The organism is Streptomyces sp. NBC_00442 (genome assembly GCF_036014195.1).
Taxonomy (GTDB): domain Bacteria; phylum Actinomycetota; class Actinomycetes; order Streptomycetales; family Streptomycetaceae; genus Streptomyces.
On the sequence record NZ_CP107918.1, the window covers coordinates 7,535,392 to 7,553,934 of the forward strand.

Sequence of the window (18,543 nt, forward strand, 5' to 3'; positions counted from 1 at the left end):
GAACTCGACCCGGAACAAGCGTTCTTGGCCGTCCCGCACGACGCCTCCGGCGTACCGGGTGCCGGCGATCAGGCCGGCGGGAGGTGGGTGCTCAGTTCCCGGACCGGCCACGCGTTGACGCCCTCGTCCGTGGGCCGGACGGTGATGACGTGCAGCTGGGCGTCGATGCCGATCGTCGTGACGACGAGGCGGCCTTCGGCGTCGAGGGCGGCGGCCTGCGTGTGGGCGAACGGGCCGCCGCCGCAGGGCGCCCACTCGGTGGAGAACGGGCTGCCGTCCAACGGCTGGCGGCTGAAGGCCAGCGTTCCGTCGTCGCGGCGCTGGACGAGAACGACGGCGCTGTCCCCGGCAAGGGGGGTGGCCGCGACGGACCCGAAGCCGGGGGTGGTGTCGACGAGTTGGGGCTGGGTGTCCCACGCGCCCCCGGGTTCGAGTTGACGGTGGGCGAGAAGCCAGCCGGTGCCCGGCTGGCGGGAGAACATCACCAGGCGGCCGTCGGTCTGTTCCAGCAGGGTCGTCGAGCCGGCGGGGCGGGCGAGCTGGGTGGCGTAGTCACGGGCCAGGGGCCCGTCGGGCTTGGGCTGGTGCCAGCGCAGCATGCTGGTCTTGGTGGTGGCGTAGATCTCGCTGTGGCCGTTGCGCAGGGTGATGGCGCTGGCGCCCTCGAGCGTTCCGCCGTGGAGATCGGTCCAGGGGCCCCAGCCGCCGTCGGTGGCGGTGCGCGCGCTGAGGCCGGTGCCGAAGTTGCGCAGCACGATCTGCGGATGCCCGGAGGAGGTGGTCAAGGCGGTGGGCATACCGAGGGCGCGGCGACGGATGGCGTTGTGCCGGTCGTGCGGGCTGCTCAGCGACTGCCATGCGCCGAAGCGGCCGTCGGGGGTGTCCTGCTGGAGGTGCATGACCTCGCGGCGGTGCTCCTCCGGGTCGAGCGCGATCAGGGCACGGACCGCGAACACGTGAATGCGGCCCTGTCCGTCGCGTACGGCGTCGAGCCGGGGCAGACAGCGTGCCTCGTCGCCGTCGGGCCACAGCCCCAGCGTTTCGGGGCCGCTCCAGGAATCGCCGCCGGGGGTGTCCTGGATCCACAGAACGGGGCGGCCACCGAGGACGGCGAAGGCGGTGAGACGGCCGTCGCCACGCGGCTGCAGCCAGGTGGTGCTGCCGCGCCAGCGGTGCGTGGTGCTCTGACCGTAATAGCGGTTGAACGCGCGGTTGCCGAGGGGGCGGTCGCCGCATTGCCCCGGCCCCTTGGTGCACTCGTGACCGTCTTCGCCACCGTAGATGGCGAGGTAGTGGAACTTCTCGGCGGCGGCGGCAGGGCTGAGGTTGTCGGGCTGGAGCTTGTTGCAGTATCCCGAGTAGCTCTCCACGACCGGACGGTGGCTCTGATCGCGCGCTTCGTAGACCCGCAGGGCGGCCAGGGCGAACAGGGCGGCAGCGGTGTGGTCGCTGTTGTCGCAGTAGGTGATCGTGTCGGTGGCCGAGTCGTACCGGGTGCGGTCGGGGTCGGGGTTCATGACGCGGACCACCGCCGGCCGGTACGCGGTCAGCAGGTCGGCAAGAGTGGAGATGACCCCGTCACGGGTCAGGGTCCGGCCGTCACCACGAGCCGGGATGGGGCTGTCGCTGGGACGCAGGGTGCCCAGCTCGGTGATCTTGTTGCTCCAGAGGTGAAGCACCTTCTGCTCCGGCAGGGCCACGCAGGTACGCAGGTTGAGGAAGATCAGGGTGACGCGGCCCTCTTCGAGGGTGTTGATCTCGGCCACGACGCCTTCGCTCACGTCGAGCGTCTCGCGCACCCACGGAGCGCGGCGACTGCCGGTGATCATGGCGGCGTAGGCCGCTCTGATGCCGTGCTGGCGCGCTGCGGTGTAGCCCGGATAGTCGGGGGTGGCCGTCTTGCGGGCGGGGTCGTCGGAGGCCAGGTTCAGACCGTCGGCCTCACCCGTGGTGAGGTACACGCTGACGACCGGTACGCCGGCCCGAACGCTCTGCAGCAGGTCCGGTGTCATGAAGTACAGGTCGTCGTCCGTGTGCGCACAGATCTGCATGTGCGGAGCAGGCAGGTCGGCCGGCACCTTGATCGCAGGGCTCGACAAGATCGCAGGGCTCGACAAAGGGGACGCAGTGGCACGACGGAAGAAACGCATCACGAACGAAGCCTTTACGGGTCAGAGATGGTTGGAGGTGGCACGGGCGCCGGCCCATGGTGTGTGAGGACGTATGCCCGCACCTGAGAGTGGTTGTCTCAACCCTCGTTGGAGGTGCTCGGCCGGAGGCCGTTCGACGAGTCGGCGCACCGGCAGGGAAGCCGTCGGCGTGACGGAGAGAGCAATGGTGAGGGGGCTGACGGAGCGGCGCAGGGCGACATATGTGGCTCCGGCCCACCGGTGGTCTTCCGCCCGGCCCCTCGGCACGACGGCCTCGGGCGGAGACCGGGCGCGTCCGCGCGGGAGCGTCCACGCCTTGTGATCCCGGGCATGCGACGGGTCCCATGAGACACATCATGCAGGGACCGCGAGGTGACCAGGCCTTCGAGCATCCTCTTCCAGCTCCGTGGCGGGAAGCACTCGCGAGCGGAGACCGTCGACGTCTCTACCCCGAGCAACACCGCTGCCCCACCCCTGGTGGCCATTCCCATCACACGCCCAACTATTCATTCATATGATCGGCAGCACAATACGTCACCGGGGCGCACGTTCGAGGCGAAATACCCGCGAGGAACGCCGTCTCGGTCGATTACGGGCTTAGTGGGTGTGGTCAGCGGCCGCCTCGCCCGGCCCATCGGGGGCAACCGAGAGCGCCGACGGTCCGTCCACGGTCACCACCGCGCCTCCGACGAGCGTCACGACATCTGCCCGAAAGGACCCCGTCCGATGCCCCTGCCGACCCAACCCGCCGACCCCACCGTCCTGCATCCCATGCCCGACCAGCCCCGCGTGGTGCTCCTCAAACCGCTGGTGAAGTCCCCGCTGATCGAGGTCGGGGAGTTCTCGTACTACGACGACCCGGACCATGCCACCGCGTTCGAGGCCCGCAACGTGCTCTACCACTACGGGCCCGAGCGGCTCGTCATCGGGAAGTTCTGCGCGCTCGGCACCGGCGTACGGTTCCTCATGAACGGCGCCAACCACCGCATGGACGGGCCCTCCACCTTCCCGTTCCCCACCATGGGGGGATCCTGGGCCGAACACTTCGACCTGCTCACGGGTCTGCCCAACCGGGGGGACACGGTGGTCGGCAACGACGTCTGGTTCGGCTTCGGTACGACCGTCATGCCGGGCGTACGCATCGGACACGGCGCGATCATCGCAGCGGGCTCCGTGGTCACCGGGGACGTCCCCGACTACGGCGTGGTCGGCGGCAACCCCGCTCGCCTGATCCGCACGCGGTACGCGGAGCGGGACATCGCCCGGCTCCTGGCGGTGGCCTGGTGGGACTGGCCTGTCGTAGCCATCACCGAGCACCTGCGCACCATCATGTCCGGCAGCGTCGAAGACCTGGAGAACGCGGCACCACGGCGTTGAGGTGGGGGCGGGCCGCCCGCGCCACTCCGCCGTGCCTGGCCGGGGGCAGGGGCAGGGGGCCGGCGGTGCGCTTGCGGCTCTCCTCGCCGGTGACGCCATATCCATCATCAGCCGACTATCGAGGCGTATGGAGGGATATCACGCACCATGCCTGGGCAGTATTGCCCCGTGCTCTCCAAAGCTTTCGCGCGGTGGCGCGAGCGTCCGCGCCGAACGCGCCCAGGCCTGCGCCTGCGCGCGGGCGACGGCCCGGTCGTGTTCACGGCCGACTTCGCGTCGCGTACGCAATGGGTCGCGGGCCGCTCGTCGGCGTATCCGGACGGTGGCCCGGTCAACCCCGGTGACAACAAGCTGGATTACCTGGTCGAGGATCCCGCGTACAGCCGGACCGGTGCGTTCCGGGCGACCCGCAACCCCGACGGCACGTGGAACACGGGCCTGTTGACCACGGAGGGCAGCGCCGAGGGATTCATGGTCCGCACCGGGGACGTGCTGGAAGCGCGTGTGCGGCTGCCCGTGGCAGTGGGTGCGTGGCCCGCCATCTGGACGTGGCGCGACGGCGGTCAGGAGATCGACGTCTTCGAGTACCACCCGGACAACCCGGATCTCCTGGAGCTGACCAACCACGTGCGTGACGGCCAGTTCTACTTCCGTGGCACCGGCGTCTCTCCCGGTGCGGAGCTCGACCTGCGGGTCCGGTTCGGGGCACGGTCCGTGACCTGGTGGGTGAACGGAGTGCGCGTCTTCGGCGACCGGACGGGCGTGGGACGCAACTGGCGGGCCTACCTGATCGTGAACTTGTCCGTCAGCGCGGGTCGGTACCACCCCAAGCCGCCACCCGACGTGACGGAGATGGCCTTCGACGTGTCGTCCCTGAGCATTCGCCGCCGATGACCGTGCACCCGCTCCCTCCGGGGGGCGGGTGCACGAATCTGTGGGAGTTCGCGAATTCCGTGTCGCGCGGGTCGCACCCGGGCTGTCGTGCGTGGCCGCCCTATGATCGGCGATCGTGGCGCACACGTTCGAGGAACTCGTCGAGATGCAGCGTACGGTCGATGCGGCGGCCGTCCAGGCGGAGCAGTTGCGAAGCCAGTACGGGCCGCCGGGTGCCCGCTCGTGGTCGGCGCGTCAGACACGGACGTACGAGACCGCATGGCGCGCGTGGCGCGATCTGGCCCGGGACATGCAGGCCGCCGTCGCCGAGTACGCGGCGGACCACGACGAAGCCCGGCAGGACCTCGAATCCCGGGTGAGGACGGCGGCGGGGAGCCCGGAGTAGCAGCCCGGGTGGAGCCCTCTCGCCCACTGGCACAGCCGCTGGGCCGCTGACAGCGGGCCGGGCGCGCACCACTCGCGCCCCGTGGGCAACTCCAAGCGCTGCCGGTGCGGGTCGTGCCAGGATGGTCGGCATGTCCGCTCGTGCACTGAGCTTCGGCGCCGTCGCGGGAGCCTATGAGAGGTTCCGGCCCGGGTACCCAGATGAGCTCCTCGACCTGGTGATGGCGTACGCGGGCCGGCCCGTTCGGACGGCCTTGGAAATCGGTGCCGGGACCGGCAAAGCGACCCGCCTGTTCGCCGCGCACGGGGTCGAGGTCACCGCGACCGAGCCCGACTCCGCCATGCTCGCCGAGCTGAAAAGGACGGCGCCCCCTAACGTGACGACCGTACGGGCCGCGTTCGAGGACCTGCGGCCGGCCGGCACCTACGGGTTGGTCTACGCGGCGGCATCCCTGCACTGGACGAGCCCGGAGGGCAGGTGGCCGAGGGTGGCCGCTCTCCTCGAACCCGAGGGCGTGTTCGCCTCGTTCGGCGGAGCTGTGCGGCCGGCCGACCCGGCCGTGGAAGAGTCCGTCCGTGCGGCGCGGGCGCCGTTCCTGGGGGAGGACGAGGTTCCGTCACCCGACGGAACCGCTCCGGAAGCGGAGATGCAGTGGCCGGGTACGGAGCTGGAGCGCTCCCCTTTGTTCTTCGACGTCCGTCAGGATGCCGTCGAGCGGCGTCTGACCATGAGCGCCGCCGACTATCTCGGGCACCTGACGACCGTCTCGGCGTACTTGCAACTGCCGCGTACAAAGCGTGAGTTGACCTACCGAGCGATCGGCCGGGTTCTGCCGGGCACGGTGGAGATCACTGCCGACGTCGTCATTCATCTCGCACGCCGTCGCCCGGACATGTGGTTCAGGTGAAGGATCCGCCCCACGGCCTGCCGCCGGCGGACTCACGCAAGTGGCACAGCCGCCGATGGTGGGACCAGCTGGGGTATCTGCGGGTGCGTTCCCTGGCGAACCCGAGCTGGGCCAGAGACATGCCGTGGCTGGTCGCGTGGTTGCGACGCGAGCGCTCGACCGCCCCGGCCATGGACCATGCCCTCTACGACCGAGCGATACGCGCAGCCCAGAACTATGCACGCAATTCCGGTCGGGCACCCGAAGCGGAACGGGCGTGGGACCGCGTTCTCGAACCCATCGACGAGTTGCTGACGCGACGACAGGCGAGGCACCTGGACGAGGTCAACCGGGCGCAGATCGAGCGACGCGCCCCGGGATCCTGACCGGGCCGGCGCCGTTGCCGCCGCATCACTGCGTCGGGGCCGGGGGACCGGGGCGGTGGATCGTGGCAGTGAGGCGTCGCAGCGAGGCGTGCCCAGGTGGGCCCCAGGTGCGCTTGCCACCCGGACGGCCGTGGACACCGGCCTCTCCGATGAAGACGCAGGCGAGGGCCTTCAACGTCGCCCACCCACGCGCCCGGCGAAGGGTCGCCGGGTCCACTGCCGGCTGATAGGAGGCGTGGAAGCGCTCGGCGGCGCCGTCCGGCAGGAGAATCCACGCGGCGGCGAGGTCGCAGGCCGGATCGCCCGCGAAGAGGTCACCGAAGTCGATCACGCCGCAGAAGGCGCCGTCCGCCGTGAGGACGTTGGCGGGATGCAGATCGCCGTGGAGCCACAGCGCAGGCCCCGACCATTCGGGCGCGGCGACGGCGTCGTCCCACACCGCGCGAACGGCATTGGCGTCGGGGATCAGGCCGAGGTCGGTTGCCGTCGTGAGCTGTCGCTCGAACCCCTCGGCCTGGTCGGCCAGCGGGCCACCACGATCGCGGCCGGCGGGCGCCCCTTCGGGCGCGGGCCGGTGAAGCGCGGTCAGGAAGGCGGCCAGGGCGTCGGCCGACTCGGCGGCGCGCGTGGCGGGGGCGCGATCGGCGGGGGTTCCCGGCACCCAAGTGGTGACGATCCAGGGCCGCGGAAACCGGGCGGAGGGCTCGCTGAGGCGCTGGGGGACAGGGACCGGCAGGGGAAGACGAGGGGCGAGGGCGGGAACCCACTCGTGCTCTTTGCGCAGCAGCGCATCCGCGGACTGTGTCGCCCAGGGCAGCCGCACGGCGAGCTCGTCCCCGAGGCGCCACACCTGATTGTCCCAGCCGCGTGCGCCGAGCTCCAAAGGGAGACCAGCCAGGTCCGGGTGCTGATCGTGCAGCAGATCCCGGACCAGTTCTTCGGTGATCTCGATCTCGGTATGGGTCACACGGCGACACGCTACCGCCCCCGGACCCCCTCACGGATCGCTGTGAGTGCCCCGGCCCTGGGACGGCTTTCGTCGGACGGGGCCGGAGGCCACCCTTCCGCGGACGGCTTCCGTCGGACGGTGCCGGAGGCCACTCTTCCGCGCCCGATGGACCCGGGGCGCGCTCGGCCCTGTGCCTCCGGAACCAGCACCGCGTCGATGCGACTTCAGCGGCGCCGACGTGCCAGTACTGCGCCAAGCACTGCTGCATCTGCCATCAGCCGCGCTCCAACTCGGCGGCGACCAGGTCCGCGAAGGCGCGCGCCAGGGGCGTGAGCGCTTCCCACCGTCGTACCGCCCAGCCGATGGGCAGAGGGGGAAGATCGGGCAGGGGCAGGAACCGCAAGGCGCCGGCGGGCGTGCCGGCGAGACCCTGTCCGGGAAGGTCGGGCACCACCGCGTGGCCCACTCCCAGCCCGGCGAGCAGGATGGCGGTGTCCCAGTCGGCGACGGCCGTGTCCGACGTGAGGTGGACACCGAGCCGGGCCAGGGCGGTGTCCACATGGCTGCGGGAAGAGGAGTTCTCCGGGAACCGGATGTGCCGGACACCGGAGAGGTCGGCAGGCGTGATCCGGCTCCGGGCAGCGAGCGGATCGTCGGCCCGCACCGCGAGCACCCAGGGCAGCTCCACGACGGGCCGCTGTTCAATCCCGCGCACCGGCTTCCCGATGGTGACCCAGGCCAGGTCGACGGCGCCTTCGGTGAGTGCCTCGAAGCAGTTCACGCTGGATGTCTCGGTCCGGAACTCCAAGAGCGCACCCGGATACTCCTCGCGGAACGCGACGACGGCCTCGGACATGAAGTGACGCACCGATGTGGCGCCGGTCGTCACCCTGACCGACCCGGTTTCGCCGCGGGCGAGTTCGCCGAGCCGACGCAGTGCCAGGTCGAGGCCGGTGATGCCCTCCGCGGCCGCTTTCTGGAGCACACGCCCCTCGGCGGTGGGTACGACGCCTCGAGGCCGGCGTTCCAGGAGGCGCACCCCCGTCGCCCGCTCCAGCCGCTTCACGTGCTGGCTGACGGCGGACTGGGTGCACGACAGTTCGCGGGCGACGGCGCTCAAACTCCCGGCACGGCACACCGCCACGAATATGCGTAGGTCGTCGAAGGTCATGGGCATACGGCCAACATAGGTCCGCCCCACACCGAAGCAATCCCTTGGGGGTACGTAAGAAGCCCCGAGGATTGACTTGCCCCTGGAGCCTCGCGAGGATCGTCCCGGGCCCAAGGCGGCAACCCGTCCCGCCCCTCACGCCCCGCCCGGACGAGGTGGAGGCGGCGGGCCGGGTGTCGACCCCGTGAAAGAGAGAAGACCCCATGCACGAGCGAGACCTGATGCCCTCCACGGCAACACCTGACCACGAACCCGGAGTTCTTCCGCCTGCCTTGACGGTGGCAGTGCTCGGCCCCGGGGGGATCGGCGGCCTGCTCGCCGCGCTCCTGTCCCGGGCCGGATGCCGCGTGATCTGCATCGCCGGGGAGGAGACCACGCGGGCCCTGCGGCGCGACGGCATCCGCGTACACAGCGGGCAGTTCGGCGAGTTCACCGCCGCAGTCGAGGCAGACACCCTGCTCCGCGAGCCCGTCGACCTCTGCCTGGTCACGGTCAAGCAGACGGCGCTCGACGCGGCACTCGACCGCACGCCGGCCCCGCTGCTTGACGGTGGCATCGTGGTGCCGTTGCTCAACGGCATCGAGCACATGGACACCTTGCGGGCGCGCTATGGCGCGGAGCGGGTGGTTCCGGGCGTGATCCGTGTCGAGTCCACCCGTACCGCGCCGGGTGTCATCGAACAGGGCAGCCCGTTCCTCGACATCGATCTGGCCGCAGCGGCGTCCCGTGAGGCCGTCGCCGAGGTCGCGGCACTGCTCAACGCCGCCGGTGCCAACACGCGGGTCATCGAGGACGAAAACGCCGTGCTGTGGGGCAAGTTGGCTTTCCTGGCACCGTTCGCGCTTCTCACGACCCGCTATCGGCTGCCGATCGGCGGCATCCGGTCCGAACGGCGCGACGAACTGACGGCGCTCGTCGAGGAGACCAGCGCCGTCAGCAGGGCGGCAGGCGGGCCGGCGGACGCCGCACAGGTGCTGTCGCGCTACGACGCGTTCCCGGCCGGCAGCAAGTCGTCGATGCTGCGCGACGCGGAAGCCGGCCGCCCGCTGGAACTGGACGCGATCGGCGGGGCACTGCTGCGAGCGGCAGAGCAACTGGGCGTCCAGACACCACTCATGAAGCGCCTCATGAGCGAACTGCGGGCCACCTGACCGACAGCGGGCCCGCGAATGCCCGATGCGGCCGCCGTCCTGTTCCTGGCCGGTCTGGGGATGTTCCCGTATCCCGCCGGGGGCTGAGTCACGTAATTCCCCAGCTCCCGGGCGGCGATGGCGGCCTTCGTCTCAAGGCACACGCCGGGCCCGCCAACCCGCCGTAGTGGGCGGCGAGTTCGGCACGCGTCTTGGTGACTTCGGGGTCGTCGGGGTCGTCGGGGTCGTCGAGGTCGGACGTGTCGGCGCCGGTGTTCAGGTTGTCGGGCACCAGTCGGTGAGGAACCGTCGTAGAGAATCACATGAAGATCAAACCGCCCCAGATGGTGAAGACGGCCATCGATTCCGGATCAACGGGCGGGCTTCTCCCAGGTCAGCGAGTACCGGCGCAGCACATGCCGGCGATAGCGCACGCCGGGCAGCAGCCGCCGGGCAGCAGTCCGCACCTGCCCATAGCTCATCTCCGGGTCGGCGACCGGCATGCCCTGCGGGCCACGCGCGCGACGCAGCACCTTCGTGATCCGCACGATCGGGGCAGCCGCGATGAACGTCGCCCACTCCGTCACGCTCGCCTCGCGGGCCAGACCGACCACCACCAGCGTGCCGCCAGGCCGCAGCAGCTCGCGCATGCGAACGAGGGCCGCCTCGAAGTCCATGTGATGGATCGTGGTCACCGAGCAGACGAAGTCGTACTCCGCGCGGGGAAGTTTCACGGCGAGGAAGTCTCCCTCGACGAAGGCGAGTTGTGGGTGGCCGGCAGCGGACTCCCGTGCGCAGGCGATCATGTCCGGCGCCTTGTCGATCCCGGTGACGTGTTTCGCGCGCCCCGCAAGCTTCCGGGCCAGCAGCCCGTCCCCGCAGCCGACGTCCAAGGCATCGTCGCACCCCTCGGGAACCGCCCGGAGGATGCCCAAGTGCCGGGCAACGTTGGTGTTCCAGTACGGATCCGCGATGGGCTGGCGCATCGGATCATCATAGAGGCGGGCCATGGCCTGCCGAGTGCACTCCGACGGATTCGCCGTCCCCATGGGGAGTCGTGATCGCAGAGACGGGGCATCGCGTGACGCTGGTCAGGTGGATCGCCGGGGAATTGCCCGACCGTCGACAACGTCCGCCCGCTCGGTCCGCCGACGGGCCGGGCCGGCCCCAGATGTCGTGACACCGGGTCGGCCCGGCCCGCGTCGGTTCAGCGGGTGTGGTGGTGAACGGTGCGCTGGCCAGGGACCCTGGACAGGCGGTTGGGACTGCGGGGCGACGGGTTCCGCCTGGCGGGCGCCGAGGGCGCGAGCGCGAGCAGGAGCACGAGAGTGATGACCGCGACGAGGATGAGCGCCGTAACGAGCGTCATGTTGCTTCCTTCCGTCGATTACTGACGGGCTCTCACTACACCTGGTAACCAATATGGCGCGGCGCAAACACGGTGCGTATACGTTTCTGCCGGCGGCGCCGTCGAGTCAGGCAGGAACGAGGGAGTCGTCGTGCGGGCGCACCCCGCCCAGTTGGTGGCGCGCGGCGAGGAGGGCGGCACCGATGTCGCGGGTGCCGGTCAACACGCACAAGGTGTAAGCGGCGTCGTCCATTCGCCGCCTGACCTCGGCCGTGCCGCTCCCGGTGTGAAGGCTGCGCAGCGCGTCGTACTGGTCCATCAGGTCCCGCAGGACCGCGGGGTGGGCCATGAGCATCTGGTGTCGTCCTCCGGTTCACATCACGTGGGCATGGTGCCGGCCTGCCGAGCGTCCGCTTGCGCCGCCACATGCGTACCGCGTGCGGGCGGCCGAGGCGGGAGCCGGGCGGGAGGAACTCTGGGCGCGGCCGGTGGACGGAGCCTGGAGCGACAGCGAATCGGAGGATGTGCGCCGCGTGGGTTTGTGTGCGGGCGTCCCGGCTTCGTCGGCGGCCGATCCGGGCCATCCTGGGTGATCGGTGCTGATCAGGGCCGGTGGGAAGGGGGATCAGGATGCCCGGATAAAGAATCCATAAGCAGAGGCGTCGTGGGTGTGTGGGTCGGTAATCGCGGGGCATTCGATGGCTTGGAGGTTGATAACTATGGTTCCCCTGCTTCTCGTTCTTCTGCTGGCTCTGATCCTCTTCGGTGCGGGTTTCGCACTCAAGGCACTGTGGTGGATCGCGATCATCGTGCTCGTCGTGTGGCTGGTCGGGTTCATCGCCCGTCCCAAGGGAGGTAGTGGCCGCTGGTATCGCTGGTAGCCGCTACGCGCCTTTGCATATGTGGGCCCCACACCGCGGAAAAGCGGTGTGGGGCCCACATACATGCTCACGCCACATATGAAGTGCTCTGGGGCAGGGCTCCAGGCCTCCCGCAGCGGTGTTCGCTACGCGACACCCCGGTGCGCAACGCGGTAGCGGACATGGACGACTCGTGAGTTGACGGTGTGGGTCTCGACGAGTTCGAGATCCACATGCTGCTCGTGCCGCGGAAAGAACGGGATGCCGCCGCCAACGAGTACCGGGTAGACGCGGGGACGGTACTCGTCGATGAGCCCGGCCGCGGCCGCTTCGGCGGCGAGGGTCGCTCCGCCGATCGCGATGTCGCCCTCATCGGGCTCGGCGCGCAACCGCTCGATCTCCTCCGTCACACTGCCGGAAGCGAGCCGCGTGTTGCTGCCCTGAACCGCCGAGAGCGTGGTGGAGAACACCACTTTGGGGAGCGCCTTCCAGATGGCGGCCCACTCCCGCATCGAGTCGTCGAGTGACGGATCCTGCTCGGCGGTGTCCCAGTACAGCATCGTCTCGTACAACCGCCGCCCCATCAGGTGGACGCCGACTCCCCGGATCTCTTCGGTGACGAGGCGAAAGACCTCGTCGTCCGGAGCCGTCCAGTCGAAGTCGCCGGACGGCCCGACGATGTAGCCATCGAGCGAGATCCCCATCGAATAGGTCACGCGGCGCATCGGAAGTCCTCCTCGGTCACAGCGTCGACATTACGGCCACCGGTCGCTCAGTGACGCTCATTCGGGACGCGCGTCTGTAGTTCGGGTGCCCTGTGCGCTTGTTGCCGCGTTCGCCTCCGAGGAGGAGGCTGATCTGGTCGACGCCCTGCGGGCCGACGCACGGGCGCCGATCGACGGACTCTCCGTCGTCTCCACCGACGAGGACGGCCGCCCCGTCGGTCATGCCCTATTGACCCGCTGCCACGTCGGCAGCGTCCCGGCCCTGTGTCTCACCCGCGCGACCGTCCACGGCATCGGCCTGAACATCGACGTCCCGGACGACGCCGTGATGGCGCTCGCCCTCGACGCCGGACACGCGCTGCCCCGGGGAACCGTTCACTACGCCGCACCGTTCGGCATCTGAGCCCTCCGCGGTGCGGGGCACGTCACGTGGCCCCGCACCGCGCCCGTCCACGGGGCGGTGCCTCAGGGGGCGACCGAGCGGGAGGGATGCTGGTCGTCGCCCCGGGTCGGCCGTCGCAGGGTCACGGGGAAGCGGTCGATCCGCCGGAACGCGCGACGCGGAAGCCCACGTCGTCGACCTGGAAAGTGGGGTGGCTGCGTCGCCGCGCGGAGGCCCGGCAGCTCCAGTGCTCGTCGAACCAGCCACCGCCCCGCAGCACCCTGTACGCGCCGTAGACCTCGGCGTCGTACACGTCCCAGCACCAGTCCCAGACGTTGCCGAGCATGTCGTACAGGCCCCACGGGTTGGGCTGCTTGCCGCCCACGTGGTGCACCCGCTCCTGCGAGTTCCCCCGGTACCAGGCGATCTCGTCCAGGGGCCCGTAGCGCGGTCCGGTCGTGTCGGCACGGCAGGCGTGCTCCCACTCGGCTTCGGTCGGCAGGCGGTACCCGTCGGCGGAGGCGTCCCACTCGATGCCCTCACCGTTGGCGTGAAGGAGGTAGGCCGGTGCGAGTCCCTCGCGTTGGGACAGGGCGTTGCAGAAGCGGACCGCGTCCCACCAGGAAACGCTCTCCACGGGTAATGCGTCGGCGTGGACCCCCTGGGCCCCTTGCGCGGTGCTCGGGCGCTCGCCGGTGACCTGTGCGTACAGTCCCTGGCTGACCGGGAACGCCGCGAGCTCGTAGGGCGCAAGCTCGACCGACCAGCTGCGCTGCGTCCGCCGGTCCGACAGCGTTACCTGACCGGCCGGAATAGCGACCATCTTTACTGCGCTCGCGTCCATGGGCAGATGATCTCATTGTTGTACGTCGCCCGGCGTGGCGTGGGCCCTTCAGGGCGAAGCCCGTGCGCAGACGACCGCAGCGGGGCCCGCGACCACGGCCGGGCCCGCGACCACGGCCGGATGCACCGCGACGGCCGGGCGCACCACCACGGCCGGGCGCGGAACCACACGCCGCTAGTGGGGCCGGCGAGTGATGTGCCTTGCGGGGCAGCCGGATTGGCTTCCGTGCGAGCGGGGTGAGCGCCGTCCGTGCTGCCAATGCGCCCGCTGCGCCACCTTGTTGGCTCGGGCTGCGGGGTATGTCCTGCGTGCCAGCGCCCCGCGTGCCGTGGATGTGGCCTGGGGAGATGGTTGGGGGCGATGCCGTGGGGGTGGCAGTGCGCGAGGATCCGGAACGGCACGCCCGTCGGCACGCCGCGTCGTTGGCGCCCGCCCGGTGTGGTGGGGACACATCGGCGACCGCGTTGGTGTGGGCCGCAGTGGGGGAGGCGGTGTCCACGCTCCCGGAGGCGCTGCGGCGCGTTGCCACCTACCAGCTGGGTCTTCCTGTTGCGTCAAGGGCCCCGGCGGCGGCGGTCGCCGGTGGCAAGGGGGTGCGCCCGGCCCTGGCACTGGCGTGTGCGGTGGCCGGCGGTGGGTGCGAGACGGACGCCGTCGCCGCCGCCGTTGCGGTGGAACTCGTGCACAACTTCACCCTGCTGCACGACGACATCATGGACGGGGACCGGACACGCCGTCACCGGCCGGCGGCATGGGTGGAATTCGGGGTGCCTGCCACGGTTTTGGCCGGCGACGCGCTGCTGATGCTGGCGCTGCGGGTACTCACGCATACGGGGAGCCTGGCCGCGGTGGCGCTGTTGGTGGAGTCGCTCCAGCAACTGGTGCACGGGCAGAGCGCCGACACCTCCTTCGAACAGTGCGGCCTCATCACGATGGACGACTACCTGGACATGGCCGCCGGCAAGACCGGAGCGTTGACATCCAGCGCCTGTTCCCTGGGTGCGGTACTCGCCCAGGCATCGCCCGGCGTCGTGCAGGCGCTCGGCCGCTTCGGACGGCACCTGGGGGTCGCGTTCCAGTGCGTCGACGACGTGCTGGGCATCTGGGGCGACACCGCGCGGACGGGCAAGCCGGTCGGGGCGGATCTGCTGGCACGGAAGAAGACCCTGCCCGTTCTCGCGGCGCTGTCCCGCGACCGGGCCACGGCCGCCCCCATCGCCCGCCTTTACGGGGTGCCCGGCCGGCTCAGTCCGGGTCAAGTGCAGGAACTGACACGGAAGATCGAGCGCGCGGGGGGCCGGGCCGCCGCCGAGAGCGAGGCGGCACGACAGGTCGAAGAGGCGTTGCGCTGTCTGGAGCGCGAGGACATCCCGCCCTCGGCGCGCATGGCGCTCGGAACACTCGCGGCGCAGGCGGTCCACCGCGATCACTGAGCGTTCACGGACGCCCGCCGGGCACGACGTCACCCTCGCCCCAGCCCTCACGACACCTAGGAGCAGCCGCGATGGCCGGCACACCGAGCAAGGTTCCCGGGCCCGCCGCGACGGCCGGCACATCATGCGAGGCGCCCGGGTCCGCCGCGGCCCTCCGGGCCTCCCGGGACGCGGCGCACAGGAGCGTCGAATCGGCCCGATCGGCGGCGTGGAGGCGACTGTGCCACGAGCCCTGGGTGAGCTGGCGGTTCATCAGGAACGACGTCTGGTCGGGGTTTTGTCCCGGGGTGCTGATGACCCTGGGGGTGGCCGTTCACTTCCGGCTTCCGGCCGGGCGCCTCGCTGTCGTGGTCGCGGGATGCCTCGTCTACTTCTGGCTCTACCTCTACACCTTCTGCCTGACCAATCAGCTGGCAGGTCTGCGCGAGGACCAGCTCAACAAGCCCTTCCGCCCACTGGTGGCGGGGGAGGCCGGTCGGCGGGCGACCGTGTGGCGCGCCGTATTCGCCCTCGCGGCCTTTCCCCTGGCCGGCTGGGCGCTCGGGGTGTGGCAGTGGGCCCTGGTCTGGGAAGCCGTGACTCTGCTGCACAATCTGGGAGGCGCTCGGCGGTGGGTGGTGAAGAACGCCGTCATCAGCCTCGGCATACCGCTCATGCTCGGCCCCGCCTGGCAGATGGTCGCCCCACTCACCGCGGAGGCCTGGCGCTGGATGGTGACCTTGGCCGTGTCCGTCTTCTTCCTGATCCCCGTCCAGGACTTGCGCGATCTGCACGGCGACGCGGTCACCGGCCGCAGGACGTTCCCGCTCGCCTTCGGGGAGAACGCCACCCGCACCTTCCTCTGCGTGGGCTTCGGCCTTCTGCCTCTCGTGGACCACTTCCTCATCATCCGCGCCGGCGCCGGCGACCCGAAGGGCTGGACCGCCGAAGCGGCGACCGCGACCCTGTGCTGGGCCATCGCCTGGCGCGTCCGCCGGGGTCGCACCCCGGCCTACGACCACCGCACCTACCGATGGTTCGAGTACTGGTACGCGGCCGTCGTGATCGCCGCGTTCAGCACGCTGTGACCGCCCGGGGCCGGCGGACAGGAGCCGAGCCCGAGCCCGAGCCCGAGCCCGAGCCCGAGCCCGAGCCCGAGCCCGAGCCCGAGCCCGAGCTTGAGCTTGAAAAGGCAGCCGTGCCAAGCCGGAACGAGAGCAGGAACGGGAGCAGGAACGAGAGCCAGGACCAGGGCAACGCCAGGGCCAGGAGCACGAACAGGACCGCAACCCGGACCGGGAGTAAAGCAATGACACGCCAACGCCGCACGCGCTACGGGGTTCCGGTCGCACCGGGCGCTCTGCCGCTGCTGGGACACACCCCGCGCCTGCTGTACGGCTCCCTGCCCTGGCTGCTCCGGTGCCGGGACGGGGATACGGTCCAACGGGTGAAAGTGGGCCCGCGTCCCGCCTACCTGGTTTGCCGCCCTGACCTGGTGCACGCCCTGCTCGTCTCCCACGACTTCGACAAGGGCGGGCCCCTCCTCGACCGGGGCCGTGACCTCCTGGGCGATGGCCTGGGGACCGCCACCGACGCGAACCACCGGCGCCAACGCCGCCTCCTGCAGCCCGCCTTCACCACCGCGCGCATCAACGCGTACGCTACCGTGATGGGGGAGGAGGCCGAGGCTCTGGCCCAATCCTGGCAACCCGGACGCGAGATCGACCTTCTGGCAGACCTGACCACCACCACGATGCGCGTGCTGATCCGCGCCCTGCTGCCCACCATCGATCCGCGCCAGGCGGATCAACTCACCTCGCACATACGGGTATTGATCGCCGGTGTCTTCATCCGCGCGGCCATCCCCCACCCGTGGCTCCATCAGCTGCCCACCCCGGGCAACCGGCGTTTCGACCGCGCCCGGACCGCAGCGCGGGCGGCCGCGGACCAAGTGGTCGCCGCGGCACACAAGTCCCCTTGTTCAGGTGGGGTGTTGACCACGCTGCTGGTCCCGGCGGACGACGCCGGGATCCCCGCGTTCACCGACGAGGAACTGCGCGACCAGGTCATCACCCTGCTCATCGCCGGTGCGGAAACCCTCGCCGCCACCGTGGCATGGCTCTTTCACCTCCTGGCGCGCCATCCGCACGTCGAAGCCCGCCTCCACGCCGAGCTGCACGACACCTTGGCGGGTGCCACGGCGACCGCCGCCGACCTGCCGGCGCTCCCGTACACACGCGACGTCCTGCTCGAAGTGCTGCGCCTGTACCCGCCGGCCCCGTTGCTGACCCGTGTGAGCACCACCGACGTCGTCCTCGGCGGACACCACTTCCCCGCGGGCACCGACTTCTTCTTCAGCGCCTACCAACTCCAGCACGGCCCGGACTTTCCCGACGCCGAGCGCTTCGACCCGGGCCGCTGGAGCGCTCCACTCACCGCCGCCGCCCGCCATGCGTACATCCCCTTCAGCTCCGGACGACGCAAGTGCCTGGGCGACGCGTTCGCGCTGGCCGAAGGCGTCATCCTGATCAGCGCCATCGCATCCCGCCGGCGCCTGCGGCCGGTCCCGGACAGCCGCGTACGCCCACACGTCAGGCTCGCGCTCGCACCAGCGGGACTGCGCATGATCGCCGAACCCCTCCGACGGTGACCGCGAGGGCGTACCTCAAGCTCGACCTCGCGATCCCACCACGTCTTCCCGGCCTCGGGCCGGTGGCTTGCGCCACACGGAGATGTGATGCGCGGAGTCCCGGGTGAACGGGGCACCGCGCCAGTCGGCGACACGGCGTTCCAGCGTGAGCCCGGCGATCCGCGCCATCAGGTCGAGCTCCGCCGGCCAGACGTACCGGTGACGGGAGTCGTCCGCCCTAGCGGCCGTCATCGTCGCCGTCGCGGGTGAAGTGGTGCGACACGAGCATCTGCTCGACCAGGTCGAAGGTGTCGAAGCCGAGATGCCGCTCGGAGACGTCGAGGCCATTGCCTTTCTGCTTGCTCGGCTGTTCGGTACCGCGTGGCAGGGGGAGGCCGGCGTGGCAGAGGCCCCTTCTGCCGGCGCGCGAGCGGGTGCCGGAACCGGCGCGGGACGCGGTGGGGTGGCAGCGGAACGCAGTCGTGGCGGCCGTGGGACCCCGGCTGGACGGCACCACCGACTCCGGCGTCGTTCGTCATGGCTGGACCCGTACGCGGGCGAGTTCCTTGAGTGCCATCCGGGCCGCCGGGGTGCCGGCCGGGGTCTGCCAGTAGGGGTGGCCGGCGATGCGTCGGGAGAGATCTTGGAGGCGTCGGCGGTGTGCGGCCGTGCTGACGGCCGGGTCGGCGGTGGCGAGGTCCCAGTAGGTGGCGTACCAGGCGGTCTGAGCCTCCACGAGGTCGCTGGGGAAGGTGCTCGGGTTCATGGCTCAATTAGATCGCATGTTCGAATTACGAGGCAAAGCAGGGCTCCCGCACGCGGACGGGATGGTGCGCTACTGCCCTGCGCCATCAATCCTTCATCGTGTGCCATCCACCTTTAATGGAAGCGAGTTGATGACATCGAACTTTGATCAGGCCGGGTCAGGAGCTCGGCAAGTGGCGCCGGGGTGGGGGCGGAGGTGGCCGGGGAGTAGCTCGGGGCCTGCTCTCCCGGTGGTGCATGTGTGTGGGGA

20 protein-coding genes and 1 pseudogene are annotated in these 18,543 nt (G+C 70.4%); 10 read left to right on the forward strand and 11 right to left on the reverse strand.

Annotation, left to right across the window (positions count from 1 at the left end):
- Positions 1–68: 68 nt before the first annotated feature.
- Entirely contained in the window at positions 69–2,099 is a 2,031-nt protein-coding gene (locus OG432_RS33980; protein ID WP_328314797.1) for a PIG-L family deacetylase, read from the reverse strand.
- A gap of 777 nt (positions 2,100–2,876) precedes the next feature.
- Between OG432_RS33980 and OG432_RS33985 the strand changes: the two genes are divergently transcribed.
- From OG432_RS33985 to OG432_RS34000, 4 genes are all read left to right on the forward strand, one after another.
- Positions 2,877–3,527 carry a CatB-related O-acetyltransferase gene (locus OG432_RS33985; RefSeq protein ID WP_328314798.1) on the forward strand — a complete coding sequence of 217 codons (651 nt, stop codon included), beginning with the start codon at positions 2,877–2,879 and terminating at the stop codon, positions 3,525–3,527.
- Positions 3,528–3,752: 225 nt separating this feature from the next.
- Positions 3,753–4,421 (forward strand): beta-glucanase, encoded by a 669-nt coding sequence (locus tag OG432_RS33990; protein WP_328315358.1) that lies wholly within the window; start codon positions 3,753–3,755, stop codon positions 4,419–4,421.
- 115 nt (positions 4,422–4,536) lie between these two features.
- Complete coding sequence (locus OG432_RS33995; RefSeq protein WP_328314799.1) at positions 4,537–4,806, forward strand: hypothetical protein; 270 nt, start codon at positions 4,537–4,539, stop codon at positions 4,804–4,806.
- A 130-nt stretch (positions 4,807–4,936) separates the two neighbouring features.
- A complete protein-coding gene (locus OG432_RS34000) occupies positions 4,937–5,713 on the forward strand; it encodes a class I SAM-dependent methyltransferase (RefSeq protein WP_328314800.1) in 777 nt (258 codons plus the stop codon).
- Between the two features lie 390 nt (positions 5,714–6,103).
- Here OG432_RS34000 and OG432_RS34005 read toward each other — a convergent pair whose 3' ends face one another.
- Positions 6,104–7,045, reverse strand: coding sequence for an aminoglycoside phosphotransferase family protein (locus tag OG432_RS34005; RefSeq protein ID WP_328314801.1), 942 nt, complete (start codon positions 7,043–7,045; stop codon positions 6,104–6,106).
- 256 nt (positions 7,046–7,301) lie between these two features.
- Positions 7,302–8,198 carry a LysR family transcriptional regulator gene (locus OG432_RS34010; protein WP_328315359.1) on the reverse strand — a complete coding sequence of 299 codons (897 nt, stop codon included), beginning with the start codon at positions 8,196–8,198 and terminating at the stop codon, positions 7,302–7,304.
- A 221-nt stretch (positions 8,199–8,419) separates the two neighbouring features.
- Between OG432_RS34010 and OG432_RS34015 the strand changes: the two genes are divergently transcribed.
- Entirely contained in the window at positions 8,420–9,349 is a 930-nt protein-coding gene (locus OG432_RS34015; protein ID WP_328315360.1) for a ketopantoate reductase family protein, read from the forward strand.
- A gap of 88 nt (positions 9,350–9,437) precedes the next feature.
- Here OG432_RS34015 and OG432_RS34020 read toward each other — a convergent pair whose 3' ends face one another.
- From OG432_RS34020 to OG432_RS34035, 4 genes are all read right to left on the reverse strand, one after another.
- Positions 9,438–9,620: a hypothetical protein gene (locus tag OG432_RS34020; protein WP_328314802.1), complete on the reverse strand. Its 183-nt coding sequence runs from the start codon at positions 9,618–9,620 to the stop codon at positions 9,438–9,440.
- A gap of 79 nt (positions 9,621–9,699) precedes the next feature.
- On the reverse strand, positions 9,700–10,338 hold the full coding sequence (locus tag OG432_RS34025; protein ID WP_328314803.1) for a class I SAM-dependent methyltransferase: 639 nt from the start codon (positions 10,336–10,338) through the stop codon (positions 9,700–9,702).
- 197 nt (positions 10,339–10,535) lie between these two features.
- Positions 10,536–10,697: a hypothetical protein gene (locus OG432_RS34030; RefSeq protein ID WP_328314804.1), complete on the reverse strand. Its 162-nt coding sequence runs from the start codon at positions 10,695–10,697 to the stop codon at positions 10,536–10,538.
- Positions 10,698–10,803: 106 nt separating this feature from the next.
- Complete coding sequence (locus OG432_RS34035; protein WP_328314805.1) at positions 10,804–11,031, reverse strand: DUF5133 domain-containing protein; 228 nt, start codon at positions 11,029–11,031, stop codon at positions 10,804–10,806.
- A gap of 364 nt (positions 11,032–11,395) precedes the next feature.
- Between OG432_RS34035 and OG432_RS34040 the strand changes: the two genes are divergently transcribed.
- Entirely contained in the window at positions 11,396–11,557 is a 162-nt protein-coding gene (locus tag OG432_RS34040; RefSeq protein WP_267054796.1) for a hydrophobic protein, read from the forward strand.
- A gap of 125 nt (positions 11,558–11,682) precedes the next feature.
- Here the strand turns inward: OG432_RS34040 and OG432_RS34045 are convergent, their stop codons facing one another.
- Positions 11,683–12,261: a dihydrofolate reductase family protein gene (locus OG432_RS34045; RefSeq protein WP_328314806.1), complete on the reverse strand. Its 579-nt coding sequence runs from the start codon at positions 12,259–12,261 to the stop codon at positions 11,683–11,685.
- Positions 12,262–12,346: 85 nt separating this feature from the next.
- Here OG432_RS34045 and OG432_RS34050 point away from each other — a divergent pair, with 85 nt between their 5' ends.
- Positions 12,347–12,664, forward strand: a complete 318-nt coding sequence (locus OG432_RS34050; RefSeq protein ID WP_328314807.1) for a hypothetical protein — start codon at positions 12,347–12,349, stop codon at positions 12,662–12,664.
- A 121-nt stretch (positions 12,665–12,785) separates the two neighbouring features.
- On the opposite strand, the gene OG432_RS34055 is transcribed toward OG432_RS34050, so the two are convergent.
- Positions 12,786–13,487 (reverse strand): formylglycine-generating enzyme family protein, encoded by a 702-nt coding sequence (locus tag OG432_RS34055; protein WP_328314808.1) that lies wholly within the window; start codon positions 13,485–13,487, stop codon positions 12,786–12,788.
- 491 nt (positions 13,488–13,978) lie between these two features.
- Between OG432_RS34055 and OG432_RS34060 the strand changes: the two genes are divergently transcribed.
- The 3 genes from OG432_RS34060 to OG432_RS34070 all read left to right on the forward strand — a co-directional run bounded on the left by OG432_RS34060 (position 13,979) and on the right by OG432_RS34070 (position 17,549).
- Positions 13,979–14,920: a polyprenyl synthetase family protein gene (locus OG432_RS34060; protein WP_328314809.1), complete on the forward strand. Its 942-nt coding sequence runs from the start codon at positions 13,979–13,981 to the stop codon at positions 14,918–14,920.
- 293 nt (positions 14,921–15,213) lie between these two features.
- Complete coding sequence (locus OG432_RS34065) at positions 15,214–15,987, forward strand: UbiA family prenyltransferase (protein ID WP_328315361.1); 774 nt, start codon at positions 15,214–15,216, stop codon at positions 15,985–15,987.
- A gap of 221 nt (positions 15,988–16,208) precedes the next feature.
- Complete coding sequence (locus tag OG432_RS34070; RefSeq protein WP_328314810.1) at positions 16,209–17,549, forward strand: cytochrome P450; 1,341 nt, start codon at positions 16,209–16,211, stop codon at positions 17,547–17,549.
- Positions 17,550–17,564: 15 nt separating this feature from the next.
- Here OG432_RS34070 and OG432_RS34075 read toward each other — a convergent pair.
- Both OG432_RS34075 and OG432_RS34080 read right to left on the reverse strand, forming a co-directional pair.
- Positions 17,565–17,871 (reverse strand): annotated as a pseudogene (locus OG432_RS34075) (hypothetical protein); the annotation flags it as partial.
- A 192-nt stretch (positions 17,872–18,063) separates the two neighbouring features.
- Positions 18,064–18,294: a hypothetical protein gene (locus tag OG432_RS34080; protein ID WP_328314811.1), complete on the reverse strand. Its 231-nt coding sequence runs from the start codon at positions 18,292–18,294 to the stop codon at positions 18,064–18,066.
- Between the last annotated feature and the right edge of the window lie 249 nt (positions 18,295–18,543).

What these genes read in the sequence shown, in the direction of transcription:
- OG432_RS33985 (WP_328314798.1), top strand. Translation starts at nt 2,877, where the DNA reads ATGCCCCTGCCGACCCAACCCGCCGACCCCACCGTCCTGCATCCCATG.
- OG432_RS34000 (WP_328314800.1), top strand. Translation starts at nt 4,937, where the DNA reads ATGTCCGCTCGTGCACTGAGCTTCGGCGCCGTCGCGGGAGCCTATGAG.
- OG432_RS34010 (WP_328315359.1), bottom strand. Translation starts at nt 8,198, where the DNA reads ATGACCTTCGACGACCTACGCATATTCGTGGCGGTGTGCCGTGCCGGG.
- OG432_RS34015 (WP_328315360.1), top strand. Translation starts at nt 8,420, where the DNA reads ATGCCCTCCACGGCAACACCTGACCACGAACCCGGAGTTCTTCCGCCT.
- OG432_RS34025 (WP_328314803.1), bottom strand. Translation starts at nt 10,338, where the DNA reads ATGGCCCGCCTCTATGATGATCCGATGCGCCAGCCCATCGCGGATCCG.
- OG432_RS34030 (WP_328314804.1), bottom strand. Translation starts at nt 10,697, where the DNA reads ATGACGCTCGTTACGGCGCTCATCCTCGTCGCGGTCATCACTCTCGTG.
- OG432_RS34035 (WP_328314805.1), bottom strand. Translation starts at nt 11,031, where the DNA reads ATGCTCATGGCCCACCCCGCGGTCCTGCGGGACCTGATGGACCAGTAC.
- OG432_RS34040 (WP_267054796.1), top strand. Translation starts at nt 11,396, where the DNA reads ATGGTTCCCCTGCTTCTCGTTCTTCTGCTGGCTCTGATCCTCTTCGGT.
- OG432_RS34045 (WP_328314806.1), bottom strand. Translation starts at nt 12,261, where the DNA reads ATGCGCCGCGTGACCTATTCGATGGGGATCTCGCTCGATGGCTACATC.
- OG432_RS34055 (WP_328314808.1), bottom strand. Translation starts at nt 13,487, where the DNA reads ATGGACGCGAGCGCAGTAAAGATGGTCGCTATTCCGGCCGGTCAGGTA.
- OG432_RS34065 (WP_328315361.1), top strand. Translation starts at nt 15,214, where the DNA reads ATGACCCTGGGGGTGGCCGTTCACTTCCGGCTTCCGGCCGGGCGCCTC.
- OG432_RS34070 (WP_328314810.1), top strand. Translation starts at nt 16,209, where the DNA reads ATGACACGCCAACGCCGCACGCGCTACGGGGTTCCGGTCGCACCGGGC.
- OG432_RS34080 (WP_328314811.1), bottom strand. Translation starts at nt 18,294, where the DNA reads ATGAACCCGAGCACCTTCCCCAGCGACCTCGTGGAGGCTCAGACCGCC.